This is a genomic window from Duganella sp. Dugasp78 (assembly GCF_059491455.1).
In genome coordinates this window covers 4,412,843-4,438,790 of record NZ_CP168506.1, presented here as the reverse complement: position 1 = coordinate 4,438,790, position 25,948 = coordinate 4,412,843, and the positions used below count along the sequence as shown (strand labels likewise).

Genomic DNA, 25,948 nt, shown 5'->3' with positions numbered 1-25,948 from the left:
TCAATCCTCCCGCGTCAGCGTCACCAGGGCGACGTCGTTGCTGCGCATCGGCACCTTGACATCGACGGCGCCGCCCTTGCCGACCTTGACCACGCGGTCGGTCTCGGGCAGGTCGCGGGTCTGCGCCTGCAGCTGGTCGACCTGGGCCGGGGTCAGCGTCTTCGGCGCGCCCATCTCGATGTAGGCCGAGTAGGCGTCGTTGGAGCGGAAGCCGGTGCGGCGCACCTGCAGGCGGTACTTGCCGGGCTGGACATGGTCGAAATGCACGGCCAGCGGCGCCGACGGCGACGACGGCACCAGGCGGCCGTAGAACGGCCGGTTGCTGACCTTCTGCTCCGGCTGCTGGAAGTCCCACACCAGCGCGGTCACCTTGCGGCCGTCCGAGGACGCCATCACCTGCGCGTCGGCGACCGGGATCTCGTTGCCGCTCAGCGCGTGCAGATATTTGTAGGCGAAGTACGCGGGCTTGCGGATGCCCTGCGGATTGAGCAGGCCGAAGCCGCCTTCGAACGGCTTGCTCGGCGGACCCGGCTCTTCGAACAGGTCGGTGTAGGTCCAGTAGCTCATGCCCTGCACCAGCCCCTTGGTGGCCTTGAGCTTGCTGAGGATGTACGGCGAGCTGATGTAGGAATCGTGCACCAGGTCGCGCGGCGTGTAGCTGGTGCTCCACTCGGTGAAGTACATCGGCAGCTTGGGGAATTTGGACGCGGAGATCTGCTCGCGCACGCGCCGCACGTCGCCGATGATGGCGTCCGGCGACGGCGACAGCTTGGTGTCGCCCTCGCCTTTTTCGTCGAGGAAGCCGCCGTCCACGCCGTAGGTGTGGGTGGTGACGAAATCGACGGCGGCGCCGCTCTTGGCCACATGGTCGAGGAATTCCGGCACCCAGGCGGCGCCGGCGGTGGACGGCCCGCCCACGCGCAGCGCCGGATCGAAGGCCTTGATGGTGTTGGCAGTCAGGTCATACAGCTCGAAATACGCCTTCTGGTCGGCGTGCTCCCAGAAGCCGTCCAGGTTGGGCTCGTTCCACACTTCGAAGAACCAGCTGCGCACCTCCTCCTGGCCGTAGCGCTGCTCGATGTGGCGCACGAAGGCCGCGATCAGGTCCTTCCATTTGGCCGGATCGGGATGCGAGGTGTTGCCCTGCCAGTAGAAGATCTTGCTCTGCGAAGTCGCCATGGCCTCGGGCGTGAAGCCCAGCTCGACGAAAGGCTTGATGTGGCGCGCCAGCATCTTGTCGTACAGCTGGTCCAGCTTGGTCCAGTCGTAGACGGTCTGGCCGTTCTCGACGCGCACGGTGCCCAGCACGTCGTGGAAGATGGCGTGGAAGCGCAGGTAACGGAAACCCAGTTCATCGACCGTGGTCTTCAGGTGCGCCATGCTGTCGTCGCGCTGCAGCGTGCCGGGATAGTCGGAGCCGACCGACAGGTCGTAGAAGCGGTCGAGCGGCTGCAGCGCCTGGGCGACGTCGACAGCGATGCGGCGCGGCGCCGGGTGGCCGGCGTGGGCCGCCGACGCGGCCGCCAGCGGCAGGCAGATCGAGGCGATTGCCGCCAGACAGATAGGACGGAAATGGTGCATTGCTAGGTCTCCTTCGGGAATTATTGGCGGGATGCTAGCATCTGCGCTGCCTATCCGAAACATGGATTGGAACCGTTAGTACATTTCGTTAAGTGGATTGGTGATTTACGTAATTCCAGCGGCTGTGCGGCAATTTTGTTGGCGACGTTGATGCTTTTTGCAATTGCCGCACCCGCACTGCGCGGACAGAATCGGATACCCATCGGATCCCTATTTTTGAATGGAATTTATGACGCGTAAATACCTGCGGTTGCTGACCGCCCTCGCCTGCTGCGTGGCGGCCCACGCGCCGCAGCCGGCGTTTGCCCAGGCCGGGCTCACCGACGAGCAGCGCTCGGCCGCCAAGTCCCTGGCCGATTCCGGCACGCTGGCGCCGGAGCTGCGCCTGTCCGCCCAGGACATGGCCTGGTGGCGCGACGCCAAGCTCGGCATCTTCATCCACTGGGGCCTGTACGCGCTGCCCGGCAAGGGCGAATGGCATATGTACAACGACAAGGTGCCGGCGGCCGAGTACGCGAAGCTGGCCAAGGACTTCCACCCGGCGCACTTCCGGCCGGAGGGCTGGGCCACGCTGGCCAAGGACGCGGGCGCGCGCTACATGGTGATGACGGCGCGCCACCACGACGGCTTCGCGATGTTCGACAGCCCGTCCAGCTACGGCCAGTACGACGCCATGCACGCGGCCGCCCATACCGACTTCATCGCCGGCTACACGCGGGCGGCGCGGGCGCAGGGCCTCAAGGTGGGCATCTATTATTCGCCGATGGACTGGCGCTTCCCCGGCTATTTCGCGCCGCGCGAACTGAGCGCCAACGCCGCGCTGATGAAGCAGCAGGGCTACGGCCAGGTGCGCGAGCTGATGAGCAATTACGGCCCGGTCGACATCCTGTGGTACGACGGCGGCTGGCTGGCGCACCAGGGCTCGGACGCGGACGCGGCCTGGTTCTGGCAGCCGGAGATCCTCAACAAGATGGTGCGCGAGCACCAGCCGAAGGTGGTGATCAATCCGCGCTCGGGCTGGCAGGGCGATTTCGATACCGAGGAAGGCGATGCGCCGATCACCGGTCCGGTGCGGGCCAAGCCGTGGGAAAAGACGTTCTCGCTGTCGTTCCGGGCCTGGGGCTACACGCCGGGCGGCGGCGCCATGGCGCCGGACCGCGCGATCCGGCTGATCGTGGACGCGGTCACCCGCAACGGCAATGTGCTCGCCAACATGAGCCCGGACCCGGACGGCGATATTCCCGTCGACCAGGTGGCGACGCTGCGCGCGCTGGGCGCGTGGATGACGCGCAACGGCGCCAGCCTGCAGGACACCCGTCCCGGCCCCTATCAGCCGGTGGATGGCGTGTACGGCTCAACCGTCAAGGGCCGCGACGTCTACCTGCACGTGCTGGCGTGGCCGCAGCAGCGCCTGAACCTGCCGCCGCTGGCGCAGCGCGTCGTCTCGGCCAGCCGCATGGACGGGCGCAAGGTGCAGTTCGAGCAAACCGCCGGCGGCGTATCGGTCGAGGTGCCGGCGGCCGAGCGCGACCCGGTCGACACCGTGATCCGGCTGGAGATGGCGGCCGCCGTGCCGTCGCTGGCGCCGTAAGCGGCCCGTGGACGGCATCGCGCCGGCCTAGCCGGAGTGTTCCTCCGTCTGCTTGGCGGCGTACATGGCCTGGTCGGCGTAGCGCATCAGCTGCTCGGGGTCGGCGCCATGCTCGGGACAGAGCGCGACGCCGACGCTGGCGGTGACCGTCAGTCCCAGCCCGGTGGCCAGCAGCATCGGCGCCGACAGCACCTGGTGGATCTTGTTCACGATCTGCAGGGTGTCGTCGGCCACCAGCACTTCTTCCACGATGATGACGAACTCGTCCCCGCCCAGCCGCGCCACGGTGTCCGATTCGCGCACGCAGTGCTTGAGCCGGTGCCCCACTTCGCGCAACAGCAGGTCGCCGCAGGCGTGGCCGTGTTCGTCGTTGATCTGCTTGAACTTGTTCAGGTCGACAAACAGCAGCGCCAGCCTGCCCTGGTGACGCTGGGCGCGCGCCACCGCCATCTGCAGGCGGTCGAGGAACAGCCGGCGATTGGGCAGCTGGGTCAGCTCGTCGTGCTGGGCCATGAAGCGCAGCCTGGAATTGAGCTGCTTGCGCTGGATCGCCGTGGCCACCTGCGTGGACACGAACAGCAGCAATTCCCGGTCCTGGTCGCTGTAGCTGGACTGGTCCGGGCCGTCGCCGCTTTGCAGCATCAGCACGCCGATGTGGCCCTGGGTGGTCGTCAGCGGCACGCCCAGCCAGCAATCGGGCAGCATGCCGGCCGCCTGCAATGGCGGCGGCAGCGCGGCAGCGGTGGCGGGCGTGAGCAGCATCGCCTGTCCGCCGCGCAGCACCTGCTCCGCCAGCCAGCACGCCAGCGCGGGCGGCGAGCCGCAGCCATGGGCGTTGACGTGATAGGAGAACTCCATGCCTTCGGCGCCGTCGCGCCGCAGGGCCACCGCGCATCCCTGCGCCGGCAGCATGTCGCCGATAATCTGGTGGATGTGCCGGAACAGGGCCGGCAGGTCGTCGCTGGCGTGCGCCGCCTCCGAGATCGCATACAGCGCGGATTGCATCGCCTCGGCCCGCCTGGCGGCCGTGACGTCGCGCGCCACGGCCACGCGCAGCTGGTCTGCCTCGGACCAGCGCGCCGACCACATGATGTGGACGAGCTTGCCGTCCTTGCGGACGTAGCGGTTTTCAAAGTGGGCGTTAGGCTGGCCGTCCATGATGGCGCGCGCCGCCGCGAGGGTGCGCTCGCGGTCGGCCGGGGCGACCAGATTGATCATCTGCATGCCGACCATTTCCTGGGGGGCGTAGCCGAAGATGCGCTCGCAGGCGGCGCTGACAAACACAAAACGGCCGTCCGCATCGACCATGCACACGGCATCCATGAGCAGGTCGGTAAAGCGGGCGATCGTGGCGGCGGTGGTTTTATGCATATCGGCCAATTCTAGTACCGAATGCCGGCGCCAAGGCGCCCGGCCGCCCTGTAATGCCCGGAAAACTCCGCCACTCAACTGCCCCGGGCCGGGAACATGCCAAATTATTCCATAAATATCAAGCACTTGGAAAAATTCCGGCGGATTCCAGGGGGCGCCGCGCCGTTGTTTTTCAAGCAAAAAATGGTTCAGTCCATATGGAACACCGGGCGCATCATCGCCCAGTGCTCGCCTTCCGCGCGGCTCGCCAGCGGCAGCTGGCACGGTTCACAGAAGGTCCACCAGCGCTGGGTCTCCGGGTCCGCCGCCACGGCGCGCATGTCGGCGTCGAAGTCGCTGCCGTGGTACTCCCAGTAGCCGAACAGCAGATTCTCCGGCTCGCGCAGGAAGATGGTGTAGTTGCGCACGTTCGCCGCGGCCAGCGTGGCCAGCACCTGCGGCCACACCGCAACGTGCAAGGCCTTGTATTCGTCGATCTTCTCGGGAGCGATCCCGATCACCATGCCCATACGTTCCATTGCTTATCCTTGTTTCATTCAATAAAAAGGCCGCCGCAGTGTGGTGGCCGACGCAGCCGATTGTACGCAATATATTTTATACATTCAACGACTTTTCTCCCGTTTTAGCCATGGCCCGCAGGGCGATTGGGGGTAAAATGGCATCCTTTACTTTGCCCGCACACCATGGCCAAGCTTCCTATCACCACCCGGCGCAGCATCAACCTGCTGCTCGATCACGCCGCCAGCCACCTGAAGGTCGGCGACGCCATGCCCACCGAAATGCGGATGACCGAGATCGCCGAAAGCAGCCGCACCGCGGTGCGTGGCGCGCTGGCCCATCTGGTCGAGCATGGCCTGATCGCGGGCATGAAGGAGCGCTTCCTGCTGCGCAAGCCCAAGCCGTCCGATTACTTCGACGTGGCCGAACTGCACAGCGCCACCGAACAACTGCAGCAAGTGCTGATGGAGCGCATCTACGAACGCGACCTGCCGCCCGGCGCGGAGTTCACCGAGGTCGAGCTGTCGCGCGCGGCCGGCGTGAGCACCATTGCCGTGCGCGAGTTCCTGATCGGCTTTTCGCGCAACGGCTTGATCGAGAAAACGCCGCGCGGCAGCTGGCGCCTGTGCGCGTTCGACACCAAGTTCGCGCAGGAGCTGGGCGAGGTGCGCGAGATGTTCGAGCTGAAGGCGATCGAACGCATCGCCGGCCTGGCGCCGGACGATCCAGCCTTCGCCCGCTTAAAGGAGCTGCTGGCGCGCCACGAGGCGCTGGGCAAGGAATCAGCCGAGAGCCACGTCGAATTTCCCGCGCTCGACCGCGAGTTCCACACCTTCCTGATTGGCCTGCTGAACAACCGCTTCGCGGAAAACCTGAACGAGGCGGTGTCGATGGTGTACCACTACCACTACCAGTGGGACAAGCGCGACGAGCTGCCGCGCAACCAGCATGCGGTGCAGGAGCACCTGTCCATCCTGCGCCCGCTGGTCCGGGGCGACGTGCCGGCCGCGCTGACGGCGATGCGCGACCACCTGCACTCGTCGCGCTCCACCATGCTCAGCGCGCTGCATCAACGCGAAAACAGCACGCACCCGCACTGAGGCCGTAGCGGATCAGGCGTTGAGCGTGATGAAGCCGCCGTCGATAGGATAGTCGGCGCCGGTGATGAACGAGGCCTCGTCGCTGCACAGGTACAGCGCCAGCGCCGCCACCTCGTCCGGTCGCGCCATGCGGCCGATCGGCTGCGTCTTCGACAGGCGCTCGAACATCTCCGCCTCCTGGCCCGGGTAGTTCTTGGCCAGGAAGCCGTCGACGAACGGCGTGTGCACGCGGCCCGGCGAGATCGAATTGCAGCGTATCTTGTCCTGCAGGTAGTCCTTGGCCACCGACAGCGTCATCGCCATCACCGCGCCCTTGGCGGTGGAGTAGGCGAAGCGCTCCGGCACCGCCACCCACGCCGCCACCGACGCCATGTTGACGATCACGCCGCCGCCGTTCTGCCGCAGCAGCGGGATGGCCGCGTGCAGGCAGTTGTAGGCGCCCTTGACGTTGACGTTGATGACGCGGTCGAAATCCTCTTCGCTGGTGGTGTCGGCCTTGCCCACGTGGGCGATGCCGGCGTTGTTGATCAGGATGTCGATCGCGCCGATCTGCGCGAACAGCGCCGCCACCTGCGCCTGGCGCGTCACGTCGCAGGCGTGCGCCGTGGCCTGGCCGCCCGCCTCGCGGATGGCGCTCGCCACGCCGGCGCCGGCGGCCTCGCTGACGTCGAGAATGTGCACCGTGGCGCCGCTGCGCGCGAACATCGTGGCGATGGCCGCGCCGATGCCGCTGCCGCCGCCGGTGATGACCGCCCGTTTGCCGGTTAATTCAAACATGCTTCGATACTCCCTGTCGATGAAATGCTGGCCGGCTGCCGGGCCTCCCGCTGCGCCGCGCGCGCGAACCACGCGATCACGAGGAAGCACAGCAGAGGCACGGCGTAGCCGTATTGAAGGTTATGCGTGGCGTCGCTGATCGCGCCGAACACCAGCGGCAGCACCGCGCCGCCGACGATGGACATGACGATCAGGCTGCTGCCCATCTCGGTGTCGGCGCCGGCGCTACCGATGCCGAGCGAGAAAATGGTGGGGAACATGATGGACATGAAGAAGGCGATGCCGATCACCGCGGCCAGACTGACGGCGCCACTGGAGAACATCGCCAGCGCCGACAGCGCCACGCTGCCCAGCGCGTACACCAGCAGCAGGCGCGCCGGCGCGATGAACTTCATCAGCCAGGTGCCGGCGAAGCGGCCGACCACGAAGGCGGCGCCGCAGCCCCAGCCCAGGTAGTCCGCCGCCTTGATCTGCGAGAGGCCGGCCGCGCGGGATGCATACAGGATAAAGAAGCTGAACACGCACACCTGCGCGCCGACGTAGAAGAACTGGGCGATGACGGCGCGGCGGATCGGCGCGCGGCGCAGCGCGCGCAGGATGGCGCCACGCGCGGGCGCGGCCTGCTCGGCGGCGCCGGTGGTCGGCAGCTTGAGGAAATAGAACACCAGCGCGATGGCCATGATCACCAGCGCGATCACCAGGTACGGGCCCTTGACGCTGGCCGCCTCCGCCGCCAGCAGCGCTTGGCGCGCACCCTCGGGCATGGCTTGCAGCTGGGCGTCGCTGGCGCCGTCGACCAGGATGGCGCGGGCGCCGGCGATCGGCGCCAGCGTGGCGGCCAGGCCGTTGAACGATTGCGCCAGGTTGAGGCGCTGGGTGGCCTGCTCCGGGCTGCCCAGCAGCGTGATGTAGGGATTGGCCGCGGTCTCCAGCACCGTCAGCCCGCAGGCGATGATGAACAGCGCGCCCAGGAAGAACACGTAGCGCTGGGTGTCTGCGGCCGGAATGAACAGCAGCGCGCCGGTGGCGAACAGCGCCAGGCCGGTCATCATGGCGCTCTTGTAGCCGGCCTTGCGGATCAGCAGGCCGGCGGGCAGCGCCATCACGAAATAGGCGATGAACACCGCCGAATCCACCAGCGCCGATTGCAGCACGGTCAGGCTGAAGGACTTGCGCAGGTGGGGGATCAGAATCGGGTCGAGATTATGGACGAAGCCCCACATGAAGAACAAGGTGGTGATCATCGCAAAGGCAAACTTGTAGGAATGCCCGCTTGCTGGTGCGGTCGGTGTCATGGAGTCTCCGTATGTGGCGCTTGGGCGCCTTGATGTTCTATCCATTATTCAGCCGCTGCGGCGGTCGGGCCGCAGCGGTATTACCACTACTTGCCTAGCCGTCGATCAGCGCCGGATCCCAGGCGTGGACGGTCTGGTTCTGCTGGCCCAGGCCTTCGATGCCCAGCGCCATACGGTCGCCCGCGCGCAGGTAGACCGGGTCCGGCTTCTGGCCCAGGCCCACGCCCGGCGGCGTGCCGGTGCTGATCACGTCGCCGGGATTGAGCGTCATGAAGCGGCTGATGTAGCTCACCAGATGCGCCACCGTGAACACCATGGTGCGCGTGTTGCCGGTCTGGTAGCGCTTGCCGTTCACGTCCAGCCACATGTCGAGGTTCTGCGGATCGCGCACCTCGTCGGCGGTGACCAGCCACGGGCCCACCGGGCCGAAGGTGTCGCAGCCCTTGCCCTTGTCCCACTGGCCGCCGCGTTCGAGCTGGTACTCGCGCTCGGACAGGTCGTTGACCACGCAATAGCCGGCCACGTAGTCCAGCGCCTTGTCTTCGTCGACGTAGCGCGCGCGGGTGCCGATCACCACGCCCAGCTCCACTTCCCAGTCGCTCTTGACCGAGTCGCGCGGCAGCACCACGGCATCGTTGCAGCCGATGATGGAGCTGGTGGCCTTGGCGAACAGCACCGGCTCGGACGGCACGGCCATGCCCGATTCGGCGGCGTGGTCGGAATAGTTCAGGCCCACGCAAATCAGCTTGCCGATGTCGGCCACGATGGGCGCGTAGCGCACCGGTTCGGCGACCAGCGGCAGCTGCGAGGCGTCGATCGACGCGAGGCGGTCCAGGCTGGCGCGGCCGAGGTGGGCCGAGGTCAGGTCCGGCAGCACGCCGGACAGATCGCGCAGCTTGCCCTGCGCGTCGAGCAGGCCTGGTTTTTCATTGCCCTTGGGGCCAAAGCGTAACAATTTCATCGATATCCCTTATACGTCACTTCAAAAAATTCAGGTGCCTTGCGGCGTTGGTGCATTACGGTCGACCAGGCCCTGTTCGATCAGGGCTTGCCACAACCCGGCGGGCAGCGGCTGTGCGAACCACTCGGCATTCTGGCGCAGCTGCGCCGGGTTTTGCGCGCCGGGGATGCAGGACACCACCGCCGGATGCGCCATCGGAAACTGCAGCGCGGCCGCCTGCAGCGGCGCGCCGGCCTGCGCGCAGACTGCGGCGATGGCCTCGACGCGGGCGATGATGTCGGCCGGCGCGTCTTCGTAGTTGAACTTGCGGGTGCCGGCCAGGATGCCGGAATTGAACGGCCCGCCGATCACGATGCCGATGCCGCGCTGCGCGCAGCGGTCCAGCAGCGGCGCCAGCGCGGCTTGTTCCAGCAGGGTGTAGCGCCCGGCCAGCAGCGCGCAGTCGATATCGCAGGCTTCGATGGCGTCGGCCACCACTTCCCATTCGTTGACGCCCAGGCCGATGGCGCCCACGCTGCCCTCCTCGCGCAGCTGCGTCAGCGCGCGGAAGCCGCCGCCTTCCGTCAACTGCTGCCAGTAGTGCGCGTGCATGTCGCCATGCGTGACGCGGCCGATGTCGTGCACGTACAGGATGTCGACCCGGTCCATGCCGAGGCGCTGCAGGCTGTCCTGGTGCGAGCGCATGACGCTGTCGTACGTGTAGTCGAAATGCGGCCGCAGCGGCAGCGGCCGCGCCCAGCCGGATTCGCCGGGCCGCACGCCGGCGTCGGGCCGCATCAGCCGCCCGACCTTGGTGCTGACCACGAAGCTGTCGCGCGGACGCTCGCGCAGCGCGGCGCCCAGCCGGTGCTCGGACAGCGTGTAGCCGTAATATGGCGCGGTGTCGAAATAGCGGATGCCCAGGTCCCACGCGGCATCGACGATGGCGCGCGCCTCGGCGTCGCTGACCGCCTCATACAGGCCGCCCAGCTGGGCGCAGCCCAGTCCCAGGCTGCTCAGCGCTATGCCGCTGCGCGGCAGTGTGCGCGGGTCGTTGACATGCATGTCAGGCCGCTTTCAAGGGGAAGCATCCGGGGCCGGACGCTTCGAATTGTTTATAGGTGAGGATGAACTCCTGGTGCCCCAGCGCCTCCGAACAGCTTTGCGCGCCGTTGGCCACCTGCGCCACCAGCTGCACGATCTCGGCGCCGACCTGCTCCAGCGTGGCGTCGCCGCTCAGGATGCGGCCCGCGTTCACGTCCATGTCCTCGGACAGGCGCTCGAACGTGGCCGGGTTGGCGCACACCTTGATCACCGGCGAGATAGCCGAGCCTACCACCGAGCCGCGCCCGGTGGTGAACAGCGTGACATGGGCGCCACAGGCGATCAGCTCGACGATTTCGGCGTTGTCGGAAATGTTAGGGAAGCCAAAGCGCACCTCGCCGTCCGGCACCACGTCCAGCAGGTACAGGCCGCCGGTGTCGGGCTGGTCGCCCGGCTTGAGGATGCCGCTGATCGGCGAGGCGCCGCTCTTGGCGTAGGCGCCCAGCGATTTTTCTTCCTGCGTGGTCAGGCCGCCGTCCGCGTTGCCGGGGGCGAAGCTGCCGTGGCCCAGCACCGTGTAGTAGTGCGCGGCCTTGTTCACGCAGGCGACGATGGCCTCGCCCAGCTCGGGCGTGGCGGCGCGGCGCTTCATGTGGAATTCGCAGCCTACCAGTTCGCCCGTCTCTTCGAAGATGCAGGCCGCGCCGGCCGCCACCAGCTGGTCGAAGGCGACGCCGACGGCCGGGTTGGCGGTGATGCCGCTGGTGCCGTCCGAGCCGCCGCAGATGGTGGCCACCACCAGTTCATCGAGGCCCATCGGCACGCGCTGCTGCGCGTCAAGCGCTTCGCGCGCCCAGCGCACCCATTCGATGCCGTCGGCCACGCTGGTGCGGGTGCCGCTGTTCTGCTGGATGGTGATGGTGTGAACCGGCCGGCCGCTGGCCGCCACGTCCTCTTCCAGGCCGCGGCGGTTGAAGCTCTCGCAGCCCAGCGAGACGATCAGCGCGGCGCCGACGTTCGGGTGGGTGGCCAGGCGCTTCATCATGCGGTCGGCGTAGTCGTTCGGATAACAGCCGGGGAAGCCGATCAGGTGCACCTCCTGGCCGGGGAAGGCGTTGACGATCAGGCGCGCCACGTGGTGCGCGCACTCGACGGTGTAGGCAACGGCGACGACGTTGCGGATGCCTTTGCGGCCATCGGCGCGCAAGTATCCCGACAGTGCGGGCAGTGCTGGGTTGGACATCAGTGGGTGCTCCCGATGAAGGAATGGGCGTCCGACGCCAGAGTATAGGTCGGGATGTAGTCGCTGACGAGATTATGCGTGTGCAGCATGGCGCCGGGCGCCACGTCGACCGTGACGGTGCCGATGATGGCGCCGTAGCGCAGCACCTTGTCGCCGGCCTTGAGCGCGCGGCGCGCCACCTTGTAGCCCAGCGGGACGTCTTCGGCCAGGATCACGGCCGCGCCGTCGACCTCCAGCGCCTCGCCGGCCGCCAGCGGCAGGCGGGCGATCAGGCAGTTGTCTTCGGGCGCCATCAGCAGCAGGCACGGGGCCGAAAAGTGGGTGGGTGTGGACATGGATCGTTCCCTTACGGATAAAAGTCGGCAGCAACCTCTCGATTGTATGCGATATATCACGTACAATACAAGCACAACCAACCTCGATACGGAAAAATCCATGATGAAAACTGTTGTTTGCCTATCCCCCGGCGATCTGCAACTGGTGGAGCGTCCGGTGCCGCAAGCGGCGGCCGGCGAAGTGCTGGTGCGCGTGCGCCGCATCGGCCTGTGCGGCACCGACATGCATATCTTCCGCGGCACCCAGCCCTTCCTGCAGTATCCGCGCGTGATGGGTCACGAGCTGTCGGGCGAGATCGTCACCGCGCCCGAGGGTAGCGAGCTGAAAGCCGGCGACCAGGTCTATGTGATGCCCTACCTGTCCTGCGGTACCTGCATCGCTTGCCGCCAGGGCAAGACCAATTGCTGCACCAACATCCAGGTGCTGGGCGTGCACCGCGACGGCGGCATGACCGAATACCTGACGCTGCCCGAGCGCTTCGTGTTCAAGACCGACGGCATTTCGCTTGACGACGCAGCGATGCTGGAGTTCCTGGCCATCGGCGCCCACGCGGTGCGGCGCGGCAGCGTGCGGGCCGGCCAGAACGTGCTGGTGGTGGGCGCCGGCCCGATCGGCATCGCCGCCGCGCTGTTCGCCCGCCTCAAGGGCGGCAACGTGACGGTGCTGGACGGGCGCGAGGACCGCCTGGCCTTCTGCCGCGACGCGCTGGACATCCCGCGCACGGTGACGGTGGGCGAGCAAGACAAGGCGCAGCTGTCGGAACTGACCAACGGCGAGTTCTTCGACGTGGTGTTCGACGCCACCGGCAACGTCAAGGCCATGGAGCGCGGCCTGGAATTCGTCGCGCACGGCGGCACCTATGTGCTGGTGTCGATCGTGCTGGACCGCATTTCCTTCGCCGACCCGGAATTCCACAAGCGCGAGACCAATCTGCTGGGTAGCCGCAACGCCACCGCCGACGACTTCCGCGAAGTGCTGGCGGCGATGAAGGCGGGCCTGGTGCCGACAGGCCTGATGAACACGCACCGCACCACGCTGTCCGATTTCGTATCGGTGCTGCCGCAATGGATGGACCCGGCCGCCGGCGTCATCAAAGCCATCGTCGAGGTGTAAATGGCCTCGCCTATTCTGCAATTCGGCACCAGCCGCTTCCTGCAGGCGCACGTGGACCTGTTCGTCCACCAGGCGCTGGAAAGCGGACAGGCGCTGGGCCGTATCACCGTGGTGCAAACCACCGGCAACGCGCAGAGCGCGCAGCGGGTGGCGGCGTTCAACGCGCCGGGCGGCTATCCGGTGCGCATCCGTGGCCGCGCGGACGGCGCGGTGGTAGAGCAGGAACACCGCGTGACCGCCATCGAGGCCGCGCTGCAGGCGGACCGCGACTGGGCGGCGGTGCGCGCTCTGGCCGCCGGTCCGGTGCGGGTGATCGTCTCCAACACGGGCGACCGCGGCTACGAGCTGTCGGAGCAGGACGGCCCGGCGCTACTGGACGCGGACACGCCGCCGCGCAGCTTCCCCGCCAAGCTGCTGGTGCTGCTGCATCAGCGCTACCGGCAAGGCGCCGCGCCGGTCACGCTGTATCCGTGCGAACTGGTGGCCAACAACGGCAGCGTGCTGCGCGACCTGGTGTGCCGGCTGGCGCGCGACTGGCGCACGGACGACGGCTTCGTCGACTATTTGAATACCGCCTGCGTGTGGGTCAATTCGCTGGTGGACCGCATCGTCTCCGAGCCGATCGAGCCGGCCGGCGCGGTGGCCGAGCCTTACGCGATCTGGGTGATCGAGGCGCAACCGGACATGGTGCTGCCTTGCAGCCATCCACAAATCGTCGTCACGGACCAGCTGGAACCGTATGAGCGGCGCAAGCTGTTCCTGCTGAACCTGGGCCATACCTTCCTGGCCGAGCAGTGGCTTCAACAACGCCGCTCGCCTGACGAGACGGTGCTGCAGGCGATGGTCGATCCCGCACTGCGCGCGCCACTGGAAGCGCTGTGGGAAGAGGAAGTGCTGCCTGTGTTCGACGCGCTGGACGAGGCCGACATCGCGCGCGCCTACCTGGCGCAGGTGCGTGACCGCTTCACCAATCCCTTCCTGGCGCACCGGCTGGCCGACATCGCCCAGAACCACGAGCAGAAGAAGCAGCGCCGCCTGCTGCCGGTGGTGGCGCTGGCCTCCGAACTGGGCCTGACGCTGGCGCAACCGCGCCTGCGCGCGGCGCTGCAACAGGAAGCGGCATGAGCGGCGCCTTCTGGTCGGTGGGCGAATGCATGCTGGAGCTGCGCCCGCAAACGAAAAGCACCATCGCCCACGCGGCGGCCGGCGACAGCTACAACACGGCGGTCTACCTGAAGCGGCTGGCGCCGGCCATGCCGGTGCGCTACGTCAGTGCGCTGGGCGACGATGCGATGAGCGGTTTGATCCGCGAGCACATGCTGTCCGAGCACATTGACGACAGCCTGGTCGACATCCGCGCCGGCGGCACGGCGGGGCTGTATGCGATCGCCACCGACGGCAGCGGCGAGCGCCGTTTCACCTACTGGCGCGCGCAGTCCGCGGCGCGGTCCATGCTGTCGGGCGCGCACCTGGCGCGACTGGGCGCGCAGCTCACCGGCTGCCGCGTGCTGCTGCTGACCGGGATCACGCTGGCCATCCTGGACGACCAGCGGCGCGCCGCCCTGCTGGCGCTGGCGGCGCAAGTGCGCGCGGCCGGCGGCTGGGTCGCGCTGGACAACAACTACCGCGCCGCGCTGTGGGATGTGAAGACCGCGCGCGAGTGGATGAACCGCGCGGCGCAGGTCTGCACCCATGCCCTGTTCAGTTTTGACGACGAGGTGCTGCTGCATGGCGACCGCAGTCCGGCGGAGGCGCTGGCGCGCATAGGCGCCCTCGGCGTGCCGGAAGTGGCGCTCAAGCTGGGCGCAGGCGGCTGCCTGGTCGGCGGCGCGGCGCTGGAGGCGGTGCACGTGCCCGCGCTGGAAGTGCGTGCCGTGGACACCACCGCCGCCGGCGACAGCTTCAACGCCGGTTACCTGGTGCAGCGCCTGCGCGGCGCATCCAGCGTCAAGGCGGCGGAATTCGGTTGCGCAGTGGCCGCCGCCGTGGTGACGCATCCGGGCGCTATCATACCGTCGGCAGCCCTTCCCTCTTTGAACACGGAGTCATGATGCGCATCGACGCCCATCAGCATTTCTGGCAACTGGCCGCGCGCAAAGGCGCATGGCCGCCGCCGGAGCTTACCCCCATCTACCGCGATTTCCATCCCGTCGACCTGAGCGCGCTGCTGACGGAAAACGGCGTGGCCGCAACGGTGCTGGTGCAGTCCATGCCCAACGAGGCCGATACCCGCTACATGCTGGATCTGGCCGACCGTCACAGTTTCATCCGAGCCGTCGTCGGCTGGACGGACTTGAAGGCGTCCGACGCGCCCGAGCGCATCGCCGCCCTGGCCACCCATCCCGCGCTGCGCGGCCTGCGGCCCATGCTGCAGGACCTGGACGACAAGGACTGGATCGACGATCCGGCCCTGGCCCGGGCGGTGGACGCGATGCTGCGCCATGGCCTGAGCTTCGACGCGCTGGTACTGCCGCGCCACCTGCCGGCGCTGCTGGCCTTCGCGCGCCGCCACCCGGAGCTGCCGATCGTGATCGATCATCTGGCCAAGCCGGCCATGGATGGCGCGCCGCACGCACAGTGGCTGGACGATATGAGCAAGCTGGCGGCGCTGCCGCAAGTGGAATGCAAACTGTCCGGCATGGTCACGGAGGCTGGTGCCGGTTGGACGCTGGAGCAGTTGCGTCCCTACGCGCAGCATGTGCTGCAAGCCTTCGGGCCGGAGCGCGTGATGTGGGGCAGCGACTGGCCGGTGCTCACGCTGGCTTCCGACTACGCGGCATGGATCGGTGCCAGCGAGGCGTTGCTGGCGCATCTGGACGAGCGCCAGCGGAAAGCGGTATTCGGCCTGAACGCCCGCCGCTTCTACCGGATCGACTGATATGCAACCAGCCACTCTCACCGAATCCCAGGCATCGGCCAACCGCCAGTCCGAGCCCCGCACGTACCGTGTGGTCGCCGAGCGGATACAGGAGCTGATCGCCCGGCAAGGCATCGCCGCTGGCGAGCGCCTGCCCGCCGAGCGCGAACTGTCCGCATCGCTGCACGTCAGCCGCGCTGCGGTGCGCGAGGCGCTGGTCGCGCTAGAGCTGGGCGGTGTGGTCGAAGTGCGCGGCGGTTCCGGCGTGTACGTCTGCGTACCCGGGGCGTCGCCGGCCGCCGTGCCGGAAGCGGGGCCGGGCCCGTTCGAGGTCCTGTCCGCCCGCAGCCTGATCGAAACCGAAGTCGCCGCCATGGCCGCCAAACACGCCAGCGCCGCCGCGGTGAGCGCCATCCTGGCGGCGCTGCTGGAGATGGAGCGCAGCCATGAAGACCGCTCCAGCAACGAGCAGGCGGACCGCAACTTCCACCTGGCCATCGCGCGCGCCAGCGGCAACACGGCGCTGGTGGGCGTGGTCGACTACCTGTGGCGTCAGCGCAGCAGCCTGTGGCACCGGCTCAAGGAACACTACCGGACCGAGGAACTGCGCAAGACCACACTGCTGGATCACCGCGCGATCTTCGACGCCATCGCCGGCAGCGATCCGGTCGCCGCACGAAGCGCCATGCGCGCCCACCTGCAGCGCGTGAACCGCACCTTGGCGGGCGGCAGCTGAATCAGGCGCCGGCCAGTTGGTTGAAACTCGGCCCAGCCAGTCTGTAGCTGAGCCGGTCCTCCACCTGTCTGGCGCCCAAGCCTCGGTAGAAAGCGATGCCGCCGGCATTGCCTGCCTGGACCGGCCAATCGATGCGGCAGCATCCGTGCTCCACCGCATAGCGCGCCACCCATGCCATGAGCGCCCTGCCCACGCCCTGGCTTCTGCCGGACGATAGCACGTACAGCTCCTTGAGCCAGCATTGCCGGCGCTTCTCGGGAGCGAATTCAACCAGCGACCACGTCAGCGAGATCGCCGCCAAGCCCAGCACTTGGCCGTCGTCGCGGACGGCCACGGCAAGGCACAGCGGCGATTCGGCGGCAAGCAGGTGCTCGAGCAGATGGCTGCGCACCGCCTCGTGCGACGGCGGGATGCCCTGGTTGTAGTAGCTGTGCAGTTCGCACAGCAGGTCCAGCAGCGACTCGTGCAGCGGCTCGGAGACTAGTTCGACTCGCATTGATGACTTGGGAAAATGGTGAGTAAGCCAGCAATAATATACGAAGCCGGCGTGGCGGGCGCCAGCGGCAACGCGGCGCTGGTCGGCGTCATCGATTATCTGTGGCACCAGCGCAGCAGCCTGCGCACCGGCTCAAGGAGCATTACAGGACCGAAGAGCTGCGCCTGACCACACTGGTGGATCACCGCGCGATCTACGACGCCATCGCCGCGCGCGCCGCGGCCGGCGCGCGCCGCCATGCGTACGCACCTGCAGCGCGTGAGCCGCACCCTGGCTGGAGGGACTTGATCGTCCACTCCCCTCATGCGTAGCGGTTGTCGGAGTAATCGTTACGTGCCGATCTCAAGCCGAGTCACCCCTTTAAAATGAGCGATCACGTTCTCTTCTTCATACTCAGAAATCAAGTCGTCAAAAGCACTACCACCGCTCACCAACGCATCCTGTACGCGTTTTGCGTCTTCTTTTATCTGCGGCATGATCGGCGAATCGTCCGGCATGGCGAGAATCCGGCTAAGTCCAACTCGCCCTTCCTCCAGACGTCCAGCCAAGCAATGCGCAATAACATAGTCAAGTGCTACGTTTGGCCTAAAGAAATCACCTTTCGGCTCAAACTCACGTAAGAACGCATCCGGATCAGACATGTTTTTCAGATAGGGAAGATGTTCACGAACAATAGGTTCAAGAATCTCCCGAGCGGAATGTTCAAAAACAATAGGTTCGAGAATGCCTCCAACGACTGCGGCCCTGTCGCCGTCAATAGCCACCTTCGCATGCACGCGACCATCCAACGAAATGCGTTCGCTATAATTTAGCGTCATATTAGTCATTGCAGGGCTAAATAGAGGCACTACAATACGCCATATGTAAAAAACGCCCTTAACCGATGTTCTGTCAAGCAAAATTCCGCGAATGAGGTGCTTGGTCGGAACCACAATGACCATTCCTTTCACCTCTTCGGTGCCGCCTACTGCATCTGCAATAGATTTAGAAATTTTAGATAATAACTTCGACATTTTTTCTTCCCTCACTCGCCAGGAGGTTGCGGATACATAGCCATGATTTATCCCCAAAATTTGAGAAAATGGAACCACTGATCCGCTTGGATTTATTGGAGACTTTATGGTCACTAATCTAGTCTATACATTTCTGATCAGTCACCCGTTTTGCCGACACTACCCCGCCTACACTGCTGAACCAACTGTGCGATTCGAATCGGAGTATCTATTTCGCCAAATACTCCAAGTACCTCGGCTGAGGGAGCATCAATATCAAGACGCCGGAAAATTCCGAGAATCAGGTCCTCATCGAGTTCCTCTTCCGCAATCCCATAGATTTGGCTCAACTTGTCGCCAGGGTACGGTGTAAAACCAGAAACATACACCCAATCGAGCAGTTCTGCCCAGATTAGAGAGGCCGCAGCTTCGTCGCCACCAGCGCCACTGATCTGTCGCACAAATTCACCTTCGTCTATAGCAAGCCGCTGTGTTAAAAGACGTCGTTGCTGCAAGCTAAAAGGTAGTGCGAGCGCTGTTTGCAAAATACCATGTCCCATATTAGTCTTCATTGATAGTGCAACCGGTGATCATCGCGGCATCATAAGCATTCCCCATCCGAGGACTGGCATGGCTCGCCAACTTAACAACCCGGAGTCGGCGCGCGGCTTCCTGCTGCACTACCCGGCCGAAATGATGCGGGAATACCAAATGACCCGCACCAAGCCGGAGGGGGCTGATAGCCCAGCCCTCCCCCGAGGCTCTTTTCAGTGATCCGTTTCCGATGGTAGAAACAGTGATACGCCCTTCGATTACTCTTTGTAATTATCGTTGCAAAAAATAGAAACCACCTTCCCAGCTTCAAACCAAACTTGTACGCCGAGTTCAAAAAATTCGTAGGTTATTTGTTGAGTTCTGTCATCGACCCAAAGAGGATCGCCGATCTCATCGGGGGTACCAAGAATAGCCACGAGCTCTTCATGCACTTTTCCGATCAAATCATATCCCCGGAAATAACAGTTATTGAAACATTTAATGCAAACAAGTTTATGCTCTTTAACATAGCAATGTAACCCTTCGTACTTCGTGTAAGTGTGCCATCGCAAGATATCATTAAAACCGTCGATATCCTCAATATAGCCGAGCATTTCAAGGGCTTTATCTGTTGACCCAAACAAGACATCGCCGACACGCTGCAGAGGAACAATTTCATTGATTTTCATATATATTTCACCTCATCCACTCGCGCCTTCTCTTCGACTGTCACACAGGCCTCATGAATATTCAGGCCAGCATTCAGTAGGGCTAGCAATTCTTGGGTAAACTGCAGCACAGGAAAATGTCGCCAGCTTGAATTCGTGCCGCCGCTTTCGGACTAGCCTGCGTTCGCATTTCAACGACAGCCCATCCAAACGAACGGGCTAGACCGAGCACATCGGACTCGGAGTCCCCCATCAGCTTAATAGTCGTTCGCTCCGGTGAGCTTCCTTTTTGAACGACCAGGCGGCATTCCATTTACGGATCCTGCTGTATTTGGCAGAATTAGTATAAGCACAATACCCACACACATTCTCACACATACTCACCACCTCAAAATTAACGAGCCAGGAGCAGCAACGGCAATGCCGCCGAACGGGAACTGGCCGCGTCGCTGCGCCAAGCGCTGATCGCGCTGGAACTGGGCACGCCATCACCGCGCGCGACGCTGCCGGCGCGAGCACCTGCAGCATGTGACCCGTGCCCTAGCCGGCGGCTGACTGCGCAGCGCTTGGCAGGCGCTTACCTGGTGCTGGTTGACACCTGGCCCAGTGCCTGCTGCAGCGGTTGCGCCTGCGGATTGCTGACCGTGCCGGCGGCGATATCCTGCGGCGACAAGGTGCGGCCGTAATAGGCGTTGGTCAGGTCCTGATTGAAACGGATGTCGTTCAGCCCGACCGCCACAGCGTCGCCGAACAGGCCCTTGGTGCCGCTCCAGGCCACGATGTCGCCGCTGCCGGCCGTGCCCTGCGCCAGCTTGGACCAGTTGAGCACCGTCAGGCCGGCGTCCGCGCTCAACGAAAAATTATTCTTCTTCATGAACTCGCTGACGGCCTTGTCGTTGTTAAGTATCATCGCGATCGGCCCGCCCTCGGCGCCGATCTGAAGGCCCAGCGTCAGTCCGCCCAGGTCATAGAACGCCGGGCCGGTCCAGGCGCCGTCGGCGCGCTTGAGCAGCAACAGTCCGGCGCCGCCGTGGGCGCCGACACCCAGCGCCGCCTTGCCGTACGAGGGCACGATCAACACTCCCTTGGCCTGCTGCAGCAACTGCTTCATGCGCGGCTCGGCCTCCAGCTGCCGCACCACCGCCAACGCGTCGCTGACGCGCTGGGTCGCGCTTTGAGCCGGCTTGGCGGACATACCGCTCTGGGCGGTACGGCTGCCGGTATCCTGCGCCGTGGCGCCGGCGCTGGCCATCAACGCAATCGCGCAGGCCAGCGCGGCTCTCCTTGCTTGGTATTTGAAAGGCATGACATCCTCCTTCTAAGCGTGATCAGGCGTACGCGCGGGATGGCGTACCACACGATGCTAGCGCCGCGCGCCGGCGAGCAGCTCTGACTTGCATCAAGCGTGTGCGCTTGCGCTCCACATGGCCGGCGACTGGGCAGAACCACGCGGCGCGCAGCCTGTCCAACCCGGATTGACAGCAGAGGGAGAACAGCCATGAACACAACCACCAGGCTGGAGCAACACGTCTGGAAATCCTACTTCGACAAGGTATCCAGACTGCTGGAAGGAAAACGCGTTGAAATCGAGGTGGCCTCGCTCGCCATCGGCAGCCAGATCGCCGCCGAGTGGCTGCCGCTGCTGGGCGTGACCTACGACGAGAAAAACGATCTGCTGGCCATCATGGCCGATGGCCTGGACCACATGATCCGCCATCCGCGCGAGGTGTTTGTCCAGACCGAGGGGACGGATCTGCAAACCATCAGCGTCACCGACCAGGACGGCACGATCCAGATTATCCGTTTCGGGGAAGCGCCGGCGCTGCCGGCGCCATGAGCTGAGGCGCGGCCGTCACCGTTCGAGGTACTGTCTTCCCGAAGTGTGATCGAGACCGAGGTCGCGGTGGTTAGAGTGTTTACGCAAGCGGTAACTTTTTTAATTAGGCTGCGCGGGCTTATTCGCTGCCCCAGATATCCTTGATGCGCGTGGCGCTGTACTTCAGATCGGAAAAAGTGACGCTAGCCCCCGGACCTTCCGGGCATTGCGTGATCAGGCCGACCTGAAGCGGGCCCCGGTGCGGGAAACGGAAGATCCTGACCAGATACCAGCCCTTGCCTGCCGGCGCGGCATACAGTGCAAAGGCGTCGCCCATGCGCGCCACCCGCAAGTAGGCCGTGTCCGCCGCGACTTCGACCGAGTTCGCGTCGTCGGAAAACTCATTGGTTACCACCGATACGATGCGATGGGCGCCAGTGTAATCGCGCTCGAACTCGAACTTGAACCAGTGCTGGGGATCGGCCTCGACATACACTCCTCCGGCATCGTACTTGCTCGCAAACGGATGCGTGACGGCAGTGCTGAAAACAAAATCACTGTCGGCGGTGGTGAAGACCAGCCGTGGCGCGTTGTCCGGAGCGTGGCCGCCGCCCGACCAGACATAGCGGTCGGTCCTGGAGCCAGTGGAGATCCTGATGCCATTGCCGGTGAGCTGATAGTCCAGCGGCGCCGGCGCCCAGTGCAGCGTGGCGTCGAGGCCTGACACCCGCACCGCCTGCCCCATGTCGGGCGCGGCATGGACTGGAGGCAGGCACGAGACGGCCAACGCGCCAAGTACCGATATCATGATTCGTCGCATTCTTCCTCCAACAGGCGTTGTGGTTCGGCGTTCGCTCGATGCCGAGGCCATTATATTGCCGCCCGTTGAGGCCGAAAGTATCAATATCCGCCAATCCCACTAGCGAAATTTCGGGACTGTAACGCGGCGCGCCAAGCTCGGAGTGTGGCCCCTGGTAGCAACGGCTCAGCGCACGTCCAGCAGCTCGACGTCGAAGATCAGGTTGGCGTTCGGCGGAATCGGGCCGGCGCCGTTTTCGCCGTAGCCCATGCTGGCGGGCACGATCAGCGTGCGCTTACCGCCGACCTTCATGCCCTGCACACCTTCATCCCAGCCCGGGATGACCCGGCCAGCGCCCAGCGGGAAGCTGAAGGGATCGCGTCCGATCGAGGAATCGAACTGCGCGCCGTGCTGCAGTGGCGCGTTCGGCTCGTACAGCCAGCCAGTGTAATGGACCACGGCGGTGGCGCCGGCAACCGCTTCCTTGCCGGTGCCGGCCACGGTGTCGATCTTTTGCAGGGGTGCGGCGTTGGCGACGGCGGGAGCTGGCGCCTTGGCGCGGTCGCAGCCGGCCACGACCAAGGTGAGGGTCAGGCCTATAACACAGGAGGACAGCAATTGTTTCATGGTGTGCTTTCGTGGATGGTGGCGACAAAGCAAAAAGGGCAGCCACATCGGCTGCCCTTCTACATACTGGAGCGGGAGAAGAGTCTCGAACTCTCGACCTCAACCTTGGCAAGGTTGCGCTCTACCAACTGAGCTACTCCCGCTTGGAGTTCAAATTGTCTGGAGGCGAGGATCGGAGTCGAACCGACCTAGACGGCTTTGCAGGCCGCTGCATAACCGCTTTGCTACCTCGCCAGAGGAAACTTTTGACCAAGATGCACAGCGGGGTTACGCGCTGCGATCCGAAATTCTGGAGCGGGAGAAGAGTCTCGAACTCTCGACCTCAACCTTGGCAAGGTTGCGCTCTACCAACTGAGCTACTCCCGCATTGGAGTTACTGATTTTTACTGCGCCAGCCAGTCCCGGAGAAACTGGAGCGGGAGAAGAGTCTCGAACTCTCGACCTCAACCTTGGCAAGGTTGCGCTCTACCAACTGAGCTACTCCCGCATTTGGAGTCCAACATCATAGCAGCTAGCGGTCATTATTGCCAGTGCTACTTGGTTCTTGATAACTTGGAGCGGGAGAAGAGTCTCGAACTCTCGACCTCAACCTTGGCAAGGTTGCGCTCTACCAACTGAGCTACTCCCGCGTCGCTGTCATCAACAACAGGCCAGCATTGTATAGATGATCCACAGCATCTGTCAATGGCCTTGATGCCAATCTTATCGGTTCCACTCCAAAGCCGGCGGCCGGCCCTGGTCCGGCTGGCTGTAATCGCAGACGCCATGCGGGAAAATCCGCTGCATCCAGGCCTTTTGCTGCGCCGTCCAAACCACGCCAGCGGGATAGCTGCCGTCACCCAGCGCCTGGGCGACTGGCTTCAACGCGCACTTGAAGACGTCGCCCCTGATGGACTCCCCCGCCACCATGCGCGGGCTGGAAAACAACGGGAAGGCCTTGGTACATGCGCCCGGCGGCCTGGCGTCCAGGATGCCGTCCCAGACGGATGGCCCGGACGCGATGACAGCGCCACCGGTATCGATGCAGCGGTCGGTGAATTCGGCCGGCGCCGCGCCGCCGCCCAGGACCCGGTCCATCACCGACAAGGCTTCCAGCACCCTGCCCGGCATGTCGGCGTCGGAGCGGGTGAACCAGATCACCTGGCGCCTGGCCTCCGCGCGGTTGGCATGCAGCAGGCGGGCCCGCACCGAGAAGGCCTGACGCGCGTTGTGCATGTTCAGCTCCGGCTCCAGATAGGGCCGCAGATCGATCATCGGGATGCCGAGACGCTGGCCGGTGAATACCTGGCCTGAGCTGTAGGCTTTGCGCATCGCCTCCACGCTGCCGCTGCGGCGCGGCGCCGGCGCGCCGTCCGGATCGCGGCAGGTGGCGCTGCGCAGTATGTTGCGGCTGTCGTAGGGATCGTCCTTGCCCTGCCAGTCCACGAAGTCGGCCTGCTCCTTCCAGCCGCCCACGCAGGCGTTCAAACGCAGGAATTCGTCGACGCCGATGCTGCCCTGCCCCAGCGCTTTCAGGCCGTACTGCACGCCCTCGTTGTCGATGGAGATGGGGGCGTAGCCCTGGCTGTCGGTGCCGTAGATATCCGCCAGGTCGTTCCAGTGCGTCCATTTGACTTTATCAAACGCGCCGGCGGGATAGCGGTAGAAGGCCGCGGCAAGGTCGTAGCGGTCATCCTTGTAGCGCGGGTTCAGCACCGTCACGATCGCCATCTTCCAGCCGTTGATGCACTCGGTCGATCCGGCGCCGCCGGTCCAGGCGTGGCGCGCAGTGTCGCTGGCGTTCATGCCTTCGATCGCAATTTGGTTGGTCCACCTGGCCCATGGCGACGCGGGATTGAGCGCCACCTCGTCCTTGAAGTACTGGCTCAGTAGCGGGCAATCCGAGATCGGGATGGTCTGCGTGATCATGTCCGGATAGGACTGCAGCGGAATGCCGCCATCCAGCAGGCCGGGATGGTTTTGCGCGAACAGGTACTGCTGCACCGCGCCGCCCGATCCACCCAGGCCGATGGTGGACAGCGGCGCGCCATAGGCTTCGACAAAGCGGGCCTTGGTCAGCATGGCGGTCTGCCCGGCCAGGCGCATGTTGTAATGGACGCCGGCCTCATTGCCGGACGAGCTGACGATGGCGTAGCCCTGCTCCAGCAGGGGGATCATCAGCTGGCGCTCGTTGCCGCTCAAGCCTCCGGACTTGAACCACAGCGGCAGGCCTTGATGATGGCCGATGCCGACACCGCCGCCCAGCCAGTACACCAGCTTGCGGTTCCAGGCCGCCGGCTCGGGCGCGGCCGCCGGCGCCAGCATGGCGATGGTGTAGACGAAGCGGTTGATGGTCCCAACTTCAACCCGCACCACGAAGGGCACGACGGCGCCGTTGCGCTGAATTGTCGTCAGGTCTGTTGGAGGCGCCGCGTAACCGGTGGCGGGATCGAAGGGTTTAAAGCGGCTGCCGGCAAGGTAGAAGTACTGCACCCGTGTCGCGATGGCGCAATTGCGGCTGTAGCCGACGATGGCGCCGCTGCTTTCATCGACCACGGGGTGGCCGATACCGTCCTGGTTGTCGACGCTGGGCTGGCCCAGGCCGGATTCCTGCGTGCGGCAGACGAAGGGTTGTTGTTGCTGCGCCTGCGCTGCCAGGCAGATTGCGGTTGCCGCGCAAGCGGCCAGGAATCTCCAAAGCGCCATGGCGTATGCTCCTGATCTGGTGGGGTGAGCTTCACCAGATCATAGCATTTTGCCATTAGTTCAGCGTGCCCGCCTTTTCCTTGATCAGCGGCCACGCCAGGCGCAGGTAATAGAACATCGACCACACCGTCAGCACGGCCGCCACTTCCAGCAGGCGCGAGCCCCAGAACTGGGTGTCGATAGCGCCCCACAGCACGTCATGGAACAGCAGCAGCGGAATCGCCATCATCTGCGCGGTGGTCTTGATCTTGCCCAGCGAGCTGACCGCCACCGATTTGGAGGCGCCGATCTGCGCCATCCATTCGCGCAGCGCCGAGATGGCGATCTCGCGGCCGATGATGATGAACGACAGCACGGCGTTGGCGCGGTCAAGCTGCACCAGCACCAGCAAGGCGCCCGCCACCATCAGCTTGTCCGCGACCGGGTCGAGGAAGGCGCCGAAGGCCGAGGTCTGGTTCCAGCGGCGGGCCAGGAAACCGTCAAACCAGTCGGTCACGGCGGCGACGATGAACACCAGCGTGGCCGCCAGGTTCTGATCCGCCACGGGCAGCACGGTGGTGGGCAGGTAGTAGACGCCTACCACCAGCGGAATCAGCGCAACGCGCAACCAGGTCAACAGTATCGGTATATTGATGGGCATAAGCTAGGAAATAAGTGCGGCCATGAAAATTGTTAATGCGCCGCTAGTCTACCTTGCCGCAGCACATTAAACCAGCGCACTGTTGTTGTGCACGTTTTGAGGGAAGCTGAGCGCGGTCATTCCCGCGCAGGCGGGAATCCATGCTTCAGGGCTGAAGTCGGCGAGCTATGGGTTCCCGCCTTCGCGGGAACGACGGCTTTTCGAACTGC

General features: G+C 64.8%; 27 protein-coding genes and 5 tRNA genes. 9 read left to right on the top strand and 23 right to left on the bottom strand.

Features of this window, described 5'->3' with window-relative positions; translation table 11 throughout:
* Positions 1-1,581 (bottom strand): GH39 family glycosyl hydrolase, encoded by a 1,581-nt coding sequence (locus ACEN9O_RS19820; protein WP_495613531.1) that lies wholly within the window; start codon positions 1,579-1,581, stop codon positions 1-3.
* 229 nt (positions 1,582-1,810) lie between these two features.
* Here ACEN9O_RS19820 and ACEN9O_RS19815 point away from each other — a divergent pair, with 229 nt between their 5' ends.
* Complete coding sequence (locus ACEN9O_RS19815) at positions 1,811-3,172, top strand: alpha-L-fucosidase (protein ID WP_495613530.1); 1,362 nt, start codon at positions 1,811-1,813, stop codon at positions 3,170-3,172.
* A gap of 27 nt (positions 3,173-3,199) precedes the next feature.
* Here ACEN9O_RS19815 and ACEN9O_RS19810 read toward each other — a convergent pair whose 3' ends face one another.
* Together ACEN9O_RS19810 and ACEN9O_RS19805 are read right to left on the bottom strand one after the other, a co-directional pair.
* Positions 3,200-4,543, bottom strand: a complete 1,344-nt coding sequence (locus tag ACEN9O_RS19810) for a sensor domain-containing protein (RefSeq protein ID WP_495613529.1) — start codon at positions 4,541-4,543, stop codon at positions 3,200-3,202.
* Positions 4,544-4,731: 188 nt separating this feature from the next.
* Positions 4,732-5,061 carry an L-rhamnose mutarotase gene (locus ACEN9O_RS19805; protein ID WP_495613528.1) on the bottom strand — a complete coding sequence of 110 codons (330 nt, stop codon included), beginning with the start codon at positions 5,059-5,061 and terminating at the stop codon, positions 4,732-4,734.
* Positions 5,062-5,226: 165 nt separating this feature from the next.
* Here ACEN9O_RS19805 and ACEN9O_RS19800 point away from each other — a divergent pair, with 165 nt between their 5' ends.
* Positions 5,227-6,141 carry a GntR family transcriptional regulator gene (locus ACEN9O_RS19800; protein ID WP_495613527.1) on the top strand — a complete coding sequence of 305 codons (915 nt, stop codon included), beginning with the start codon at positions 5,227-5,229 and terminating at the stop codon, positions 6,139-6,141.
* Positions 6,142-6,153: 12 nt separating this feature from the next.
* Here ACEN9O_RS19800 and ACEN9O_RS19795 read toward each other — a convergent pair whose 3' ends face one another.
* The 6 genes from ACEN9O_RS19795 to ACEN9O_RS19770 all read right to left on the bottom strand — a co-directional run bounded on the left by ACEN9O_RS19795 (position 6,154) and on the right by ACEN9O_RS19770 (position 11,775).
* The gene (locus ACEN9O_RS19795) at positions 6,154-6,918 is read right to left on the bottom strand and encodes an SDR family NAD(P)-dependent oxidoreductase (RefSeq protein WP_495613526.1); all 765 of its coding nucleotides are present in this window, start codon (positions 6,916-6,918) and stop codon (positions 6,154-6,156) included.
* Positions 6,906-8,213, bottom strand: coding sequence for an L-fucose:H+ symporter permease (fucP, locus tag ACEN9O_RS19790; RefSeq protein WP_495613525.1), 1,308 nt, complete (start codon positions 8,211-8,213; stop codon positions 6,906-6,908). Before fucP ends, ACEN9O_RS19795 begins: the two co-directional genes overlap by 13 nt.
* A gap of 94 nt (positions 8,214-8,307) precedes the next feature.
* Entirely contained in the window at positions 8,308-9,174 is an 867-nt protein-coding gene (locus ACEN9O_RS19785) for a fumarylacetoacetate hydrolase family protein (RefSeq protein WP_495613524.1), read from the bottom strand.
* A 30-nt stretch (positions 9,175-9,204) separates the two neighbouring features.
* Complete coding sequence (locus ACEN9O_RS19780; RefSeq protein WP_495613523.1) at positions 9,205-10,218, bottom strand: aldo/keto reductase; 1,014 nt, start codon at positions 10,216-10,218, stop codon at positions 9,205-9,207.
* Between the two features lies 1 nt (position 10,219).
* A complete protein-coding gene (locus ACEN9O_RS19775; protein WP_495613522.1) occupies positions 10,220-11,440 on the bottom strand; it encodes a UxaA family hydrolase in 1,221 nt (406 codons plus the stop codon).
* The gene (locus tag ACEN9O_RS19770) at positions 11,440-11,775 is read right to left on the bottom strand and encodes a UxaA family hydrolase (RefSeq protein WP_495613521.1); all 336 of its coding nucleotides are present in this window, start codon (positions 11,773-11,775) and stop codon (positions 11,440-11,442) included. The genes ACEN9O_RS19775 and ACEN9O_RS19770 overlap by 1 nt, the downstream gene beginning before the upstream one ends.
* A 103-nt stretch (positions 11,776-11,878) precedes the next feature.
* On the opposite strand from ACEN9O_RS19770, the gene ACEN9O_RS19765 reads away from it, so the two are divergent.
* Genes ACEN9O_RS19765 through ACEN9O_RS19745 form a run of 5 tightly spaced genes read left to right on the top strand, consistent with a single transcriptional unit; the run spans position 11,879 to position 16,482 of the window.
* A complete protein-coding gene (locus tag ACEN9O_RS19765) occupies positions 11,879-12,889 on the top strand; it encodes a zinc-binding alcohol dehydrogenase family protein (protein ID WP_495618505.1) in 1,011 nt (336 codons plus the stop codon).
* Complete coding sequence (locus ACEN9O_RS19760; RefSeq protein ID WP_495613520.1) at positions 12,890-14,014, top strand: mannitol dehydrogenase family protein; 1,125 nt, start codon at positions 12,890-12,892, stop codon at positions 14,012-14,014.
* On the top strand, positions 14,011-14,940 hold the full coding sequence (locus tag ACEN9O_RS19755) for a sugar kinase (RefSeq protein ID WP_495613519.1): 930 nt from the start codon (positions 14,011-14,013) through the stop codon (positions 14,938-14,940). The genes ACEN9O_RS19760 and ACEN9O_RS19755 overlap by 4 nt, the downstream gene beginning before the upstream one ends.
* Positions 14,937-15,767, top strand: coding sequence for an amidohydrolase family protein (locus ACEN9O_RS19750; RefSeq protein ID WP_495613518.1), 831 nt, complete (start codon positions 14,937-14,939; stop codon positions 15,765-15,767). The genes ACEN9O_RS19755 and ACEN9O_RS19750 overlap by 4 nt, the downstream gene beginning before the upstream one ends.
* Before the next feature lies 1 nt (position 15,768).
* A complete protein-coding gene (locus ACEN9O_RS19745; RefSeq protein WP_495613517.1) occupies positions 15,769-16,482 on the top strand; it encodes a FadR/GntR family transcriptional regulator in 714 nt (237 codons plus the stop codon).
* Position 16,483: 1 nt separating this feature from the next.
* Here the strand turns inward: ACEN9O_RS19745 and ACEN9O_RS19740 are convergent, their stop codons facing one another.
* Entirely contained in the window at positions 16,484-16,978 is a 495-nt protein-coding gene (locus ACEN9O_RS19740) for a GNAT family N-acetyltransferase (protein WP_495613516.1), read from the bottom strand.
* A gap of 18 nt (positions 16,979-16,996) precedes the next feature.
* Here ACEN9O_RS19740 and ACEN9O_RS19735 point away from each other — a divergent pair, with 18 nt between their 5' ends.
* Entirely contained in the window at positions 16,997-17,146 is a 150-nt protein-coding gene (locus tag ACEN9O_RS19735; protein ID WP_495613515.1) for a hypothetical protein, read from the top strand.
* Positions 17,147-17,307: 161 nt separating this feature from the next.
* Here ACEN9O_RS19735 and ACEN9O_RS19730 read toward each other — a convergent pair whose 3' ends face one another.
* The 4 genes from ACEN9O_RS19730 to ACEN9O_RS19715 form a co-directional block, all read right to left on the bottom strand.
* The gene (locus tag ACEN9O_RS19730; RefSeq protein ID WP_495613514.1) at positions 17,308-17,991 is read right to left on the bottom strand and encodes a hypothetical protein; all 684 of its coding nucleotides are present in this window, start codon (positions 17,989-17,991) and stop codon (positions 17,308-17,310) included.
* Positions 17,992-18,128: 137 nt separating this feature from the next.
* Positions 18,129-18,542 (bottom strand): hypothetical protein, encoded by a 414-nt coding sequence (locus ACEN9O_RS19725; RefSeq protein ID WP_495613513.1) that lies wholly within the window; start codon positions 18,540-18,542, stop codon positions 18,129-18,131.
* A gap of 240 nt (positions 18,543-18,782) precedes the next feature.
* Positions 18,783-19,193, bottom strand: a complete 411-nt coding sequence (locus ACEN9O_RS19720; protein ID WP_495613512.1) for a hypothetical protein — start codon at positions 19,191-19,193, stop codon at positions 18,783-18,785.
* A 556-nt stretch (positions 19,194-19,749) separates the two neighbouring features.
* Positions 19,750-20,478 (bottom strand): lipid-binding SYLF domain-containing protein, encoded by a 729-nt coding sequence (locus tag ACEN9O_RS19715; RefSeq protein WP_495613511.1) that lies wholly within the window; start codon positions 20,476-20,478, stop codon positions 19,750-19,752.
* A 192-nt stretch (positions 20,479-20,670) separates the two neighbouring features.
* Between ACEN9O_RS19715 and ACEN9O_RS19710 the strand changes: the two genes are divergently transcribed.
* Positions 20,671-21,009 (top strand): DUF5335 family protein, encoded by a 339-nt coding sequence (locus ACEN9O_RS19710; RefSeq protein ID WP_495613510.1) that lies wholly within the window; start codon positions 20,671-20,673, stop codon positions 21,007-21,009.
* A gap of 118 nt (positions 21,010-21,127) precedes the next feature.
* Here ACEN9O_RS19710 and ACEN9O_RS19705 read toward each other — a convergent pair whose 3' ends face one another.
* The 9 genes from ACEN9O_RS19705 to pgsA all read right to left on the bottom strand — a co-directional run bounded on the left by ACEN9O_RS19705 (position 21,128) and on the right by pgsA (position 25,739).
* Positions 21,128-21,796: a DUF1349 domain-containing protein gene (locus ACEN9O_RS19705; protein ID WP_495613509.1), complete on the bottom strand. Its 669-nt coding sequence runs from the start codon at positions 21,794-21,796 to the stop codon at positions 21,128-21,130.
* A gap of 177 nt (positions 21,797-21,973) precedes the next feature.
* A complete protein-coding gene (locus ACEN9O_RS19700; protein ID WP_495613508.1) occupies positions 21,974-22,414 on the bottom strand; it encodes an FKBP-type peptidyl-prolyl cis-trans isomerase in 441 nt (146 codons plus the stop codon).
* A 67-nt stretch (positions 22,415-22,481) separates the two neighbouring features.
* Positions 22,482-22,557 (bottom strand) — tRNA-Gly (locus ACEN9O_RS19695).
* A gap of 17 nt (positions 22,558-22,574) precedes the next feature.
* Positions 22,575-22,648, bottom strand: a tRNA-Cys gene (locus ACEN9O_RS19690).
* 56 nt (positions 22,649-22,704) lie between these two features.
* Positions 22,705-22,780 (bottom strand) — tRNA-Gly (locus tag ACEN9O_RS19685).
* A gap of 45 nt (positions 22,781-22,825) precedes the next feature.
* Positions 22,826-22,901 (bottom strand) — tRNA-Gly (locus ACEN9O_RS19680).
* A 66-nt stretch (positions 22,902-22,967) separates the two neighbouring features.
* Positions 22,968-23,043 (bottom strand) — tRNA-Gly (locus ACEN9O_RS19675).
* Positions 23,044-23,116: 73 nt separating this feature from the next.
* Positions 23,117-25,099 (bottom strand): DUF6351 family protein, encoded by a 1,983-nt coding sequence (locus tag ACEN9O_RS19670; protein WP_495613507.1) that lies wholly within the window; start codon positions 25,097-25,099, stop codon positions 23,117-23,119.
* A 55-nt stretch (positions 25,100-25,154) separates the two neighbouring features.
* Positions 25,155-25,739, bottom strand: a complete 585-nt coding sequence (gene pgsA, locus ACEN9O_RS19665) for a CDP-diacylglycerol--glycerol-3-phosphate 3-phosphatidyltransferase (protein ID WP_495613506.1) — start codon at positions 25,737-25,739, stop codon at positions 25,155-25,157.
* Between the last annotated feature and the right edge of the window lie 209 nt (positions 25,740-25,948).

Coding starts and splice junctions, on each gene's coding strand:
- ACEN9O_RS19820 (WP_495613531.1), bottom strand. CDS start 1,581: ATGCACCATTTCCGTCCTATCTGTCTGGCGGCAATCGCCTCGATCTGC.
- ACEN9O_RS19815 (WP_495613530.1), top strand. CDS start 1,811: ATGACGCGTAAATACCTGCGGTTGCTGACCGCCCTCGCCTGCTGCGTG.
- ACEN9O_RS19810 (WP_495613529.1), bottom strand. CDS start 4,543: ATGCATAAAACCACCGCCGCCACGATCGCCCGCTTTACCGACCTGCTC.
- ACEN9O_RS19805 (WP_495613528.1), bottom strand. CDS start 5,061: ATGGAACGTATGGGCATGGTGATCGGGATCGCTCCCGAGAAGATCGAC.
- ACEN9O_RS19800 (WP_495613527.1), top strand. CDS start 5,227: ATGGCCAAGCTTCCTATCACCACCCGGCGCAGCATCAACCTGCTGCTC.
- ACEN9O_RS19795 (WP_495613526.1), bottom strand. CDS start 6,918: ATGTTTGAATTAACCGGCAAACGGGCGGTCATCACCGGCGGCGGCAGC.
- fucP (WP_495613525.1), bottom strand. CDS start 8,213: ATGACACCGACCGCACCAGCAAGCGGGCATTCCTACAAGTTTGCCTTT.
- ACEN9O_RS19785 (WP_495613524.1), bottom strand. CDS start 9,174: ATGAAATTGTTACGCTTTGGCCCCAAGGGCAATGAAAAACCAGGCCTG.
- ACEN9O_RS19780 (WP_495613523.1), bottom strand. CDS start 10,218: ATGCATGTCAACGACCCGCGCACACTGCCGCGCAGCGGCATAGCGCTG.
- ACEN9O_RS19775 (WP_495613522.1), bottom strand. CDS start 11,440: ATGTCCAACCCAGCACTGCCCGCACTGTCGGGATACTTGCGCGCCGAT.
- ACEN9O_RS19770 (WP_495613521.1), bottom strand. CDS start 11,775: ATGTCCACACCCACCCACTTTTCGGCCCCGTGCCTGCTGCTGATGGCG.
- ACEN9O_RS19765 (WP_495618505.1), top strand. CDS start 11,879: ATGAAAACTGTTGTTTGCCTATCCCCCGGCGATCTGCAACTGGTGGAG.
- ACEN9O_RS19760 (WP_495613520.1), top strand. CDS start 12,890: ATGGCCTCGCCTATTCTGCAATTCGGCACCAGCCGCTTCCTGCAGGCG.
- ACEN9O_RS19755 (WP_495613519.1), top strand. CDS start 14,011: ATGAGCGGCGCCTTCTGGTCGGTGGGCGAATGCATGCTGGAGCTGCGC.
- ACEN9O_RS19750 (WP_495613518.1), top strand. CDS start 14,937: ATGATGCGCATCGACGCCCATCAGCATTTCTGGCAACTGGCCGCGCGC.
- ACEN9O_RS19745 (WP_495613517.1), top strand. CDS start 15,769: ATGCAACCAGCCACTCTCACCGAATCCCAGGCATCGGCCAACCGCCAG.
- ACEN9O_RS19740 (WP_495613516.1), bottom strand. CDS start 16,978: ATGCGAGTCGAACTAGTCTCCGAGCCGCTGCACGAGTCGCTGCTGGAC.
- ACEN9O_RS19730 (WP_495613514.1), bottom strand. CDS start 17,991: ATGTCGAAGTTATTATCTAAAATTTCTAAATCTATTGCAGATGCAGTA.
- ACEN9O_RS19725 (WP_495613513.1), bottom strand. CDS start 18,542: ATGAAGACTAATATGGGACATGGTATTTTGCAAACAGCGCTCGCACTA.
- ACEN9O_RS19720 (WP_495613512.1), bottom strand. CDS start 19,193: ATGAAAATCAATGAAATTGTTCCTCTGCAGCGTGTCGGCGATGTCTTG.
- ACEN9O_RS19715 (WP_495613511.1), bottom strand. CDS start 20,478: ATGCCTTTCAAATACCAAGCAAGGAGAGCCGCGCTGGCCTGCGCGATT.
- ACEN9O_RS19710 (WP_495613510.1), top strand. CDS start 20,671: ATGAACACAACCACCAGGCTGGAGCAACACGTCTGGAAATCCTACTTC.
- ACEN9O_RS19705 (WP_495613509.1), bottom strand. CDS start 21,796: ATGATATCGGTACTTGGCGCGTTGGCCGTCTCGTGCCTGCCTCCAGTC.
- ACEN9O_RS19700 (WP_495613508.1), bottom strand. CDS start 22,414: ATGAAACAATTGCTGTCCTCCTGTGTTATAGGCCTGACCCTCACCTTG.
- ACEN9O_RS19670 (WP_495613507.1), bottom strand. CDS start 25,099: ATGGCGCTTTGGAGATTCCTGGCCGCTTGCGCGGCAACCGCAATCTGC.
- pgsA (WP_495613506.1), bottom strand. CDS start 25,739: ATGCCCATCAATATACCGATACTGTTGACCTGGTTGCGCGTTGCGCTG.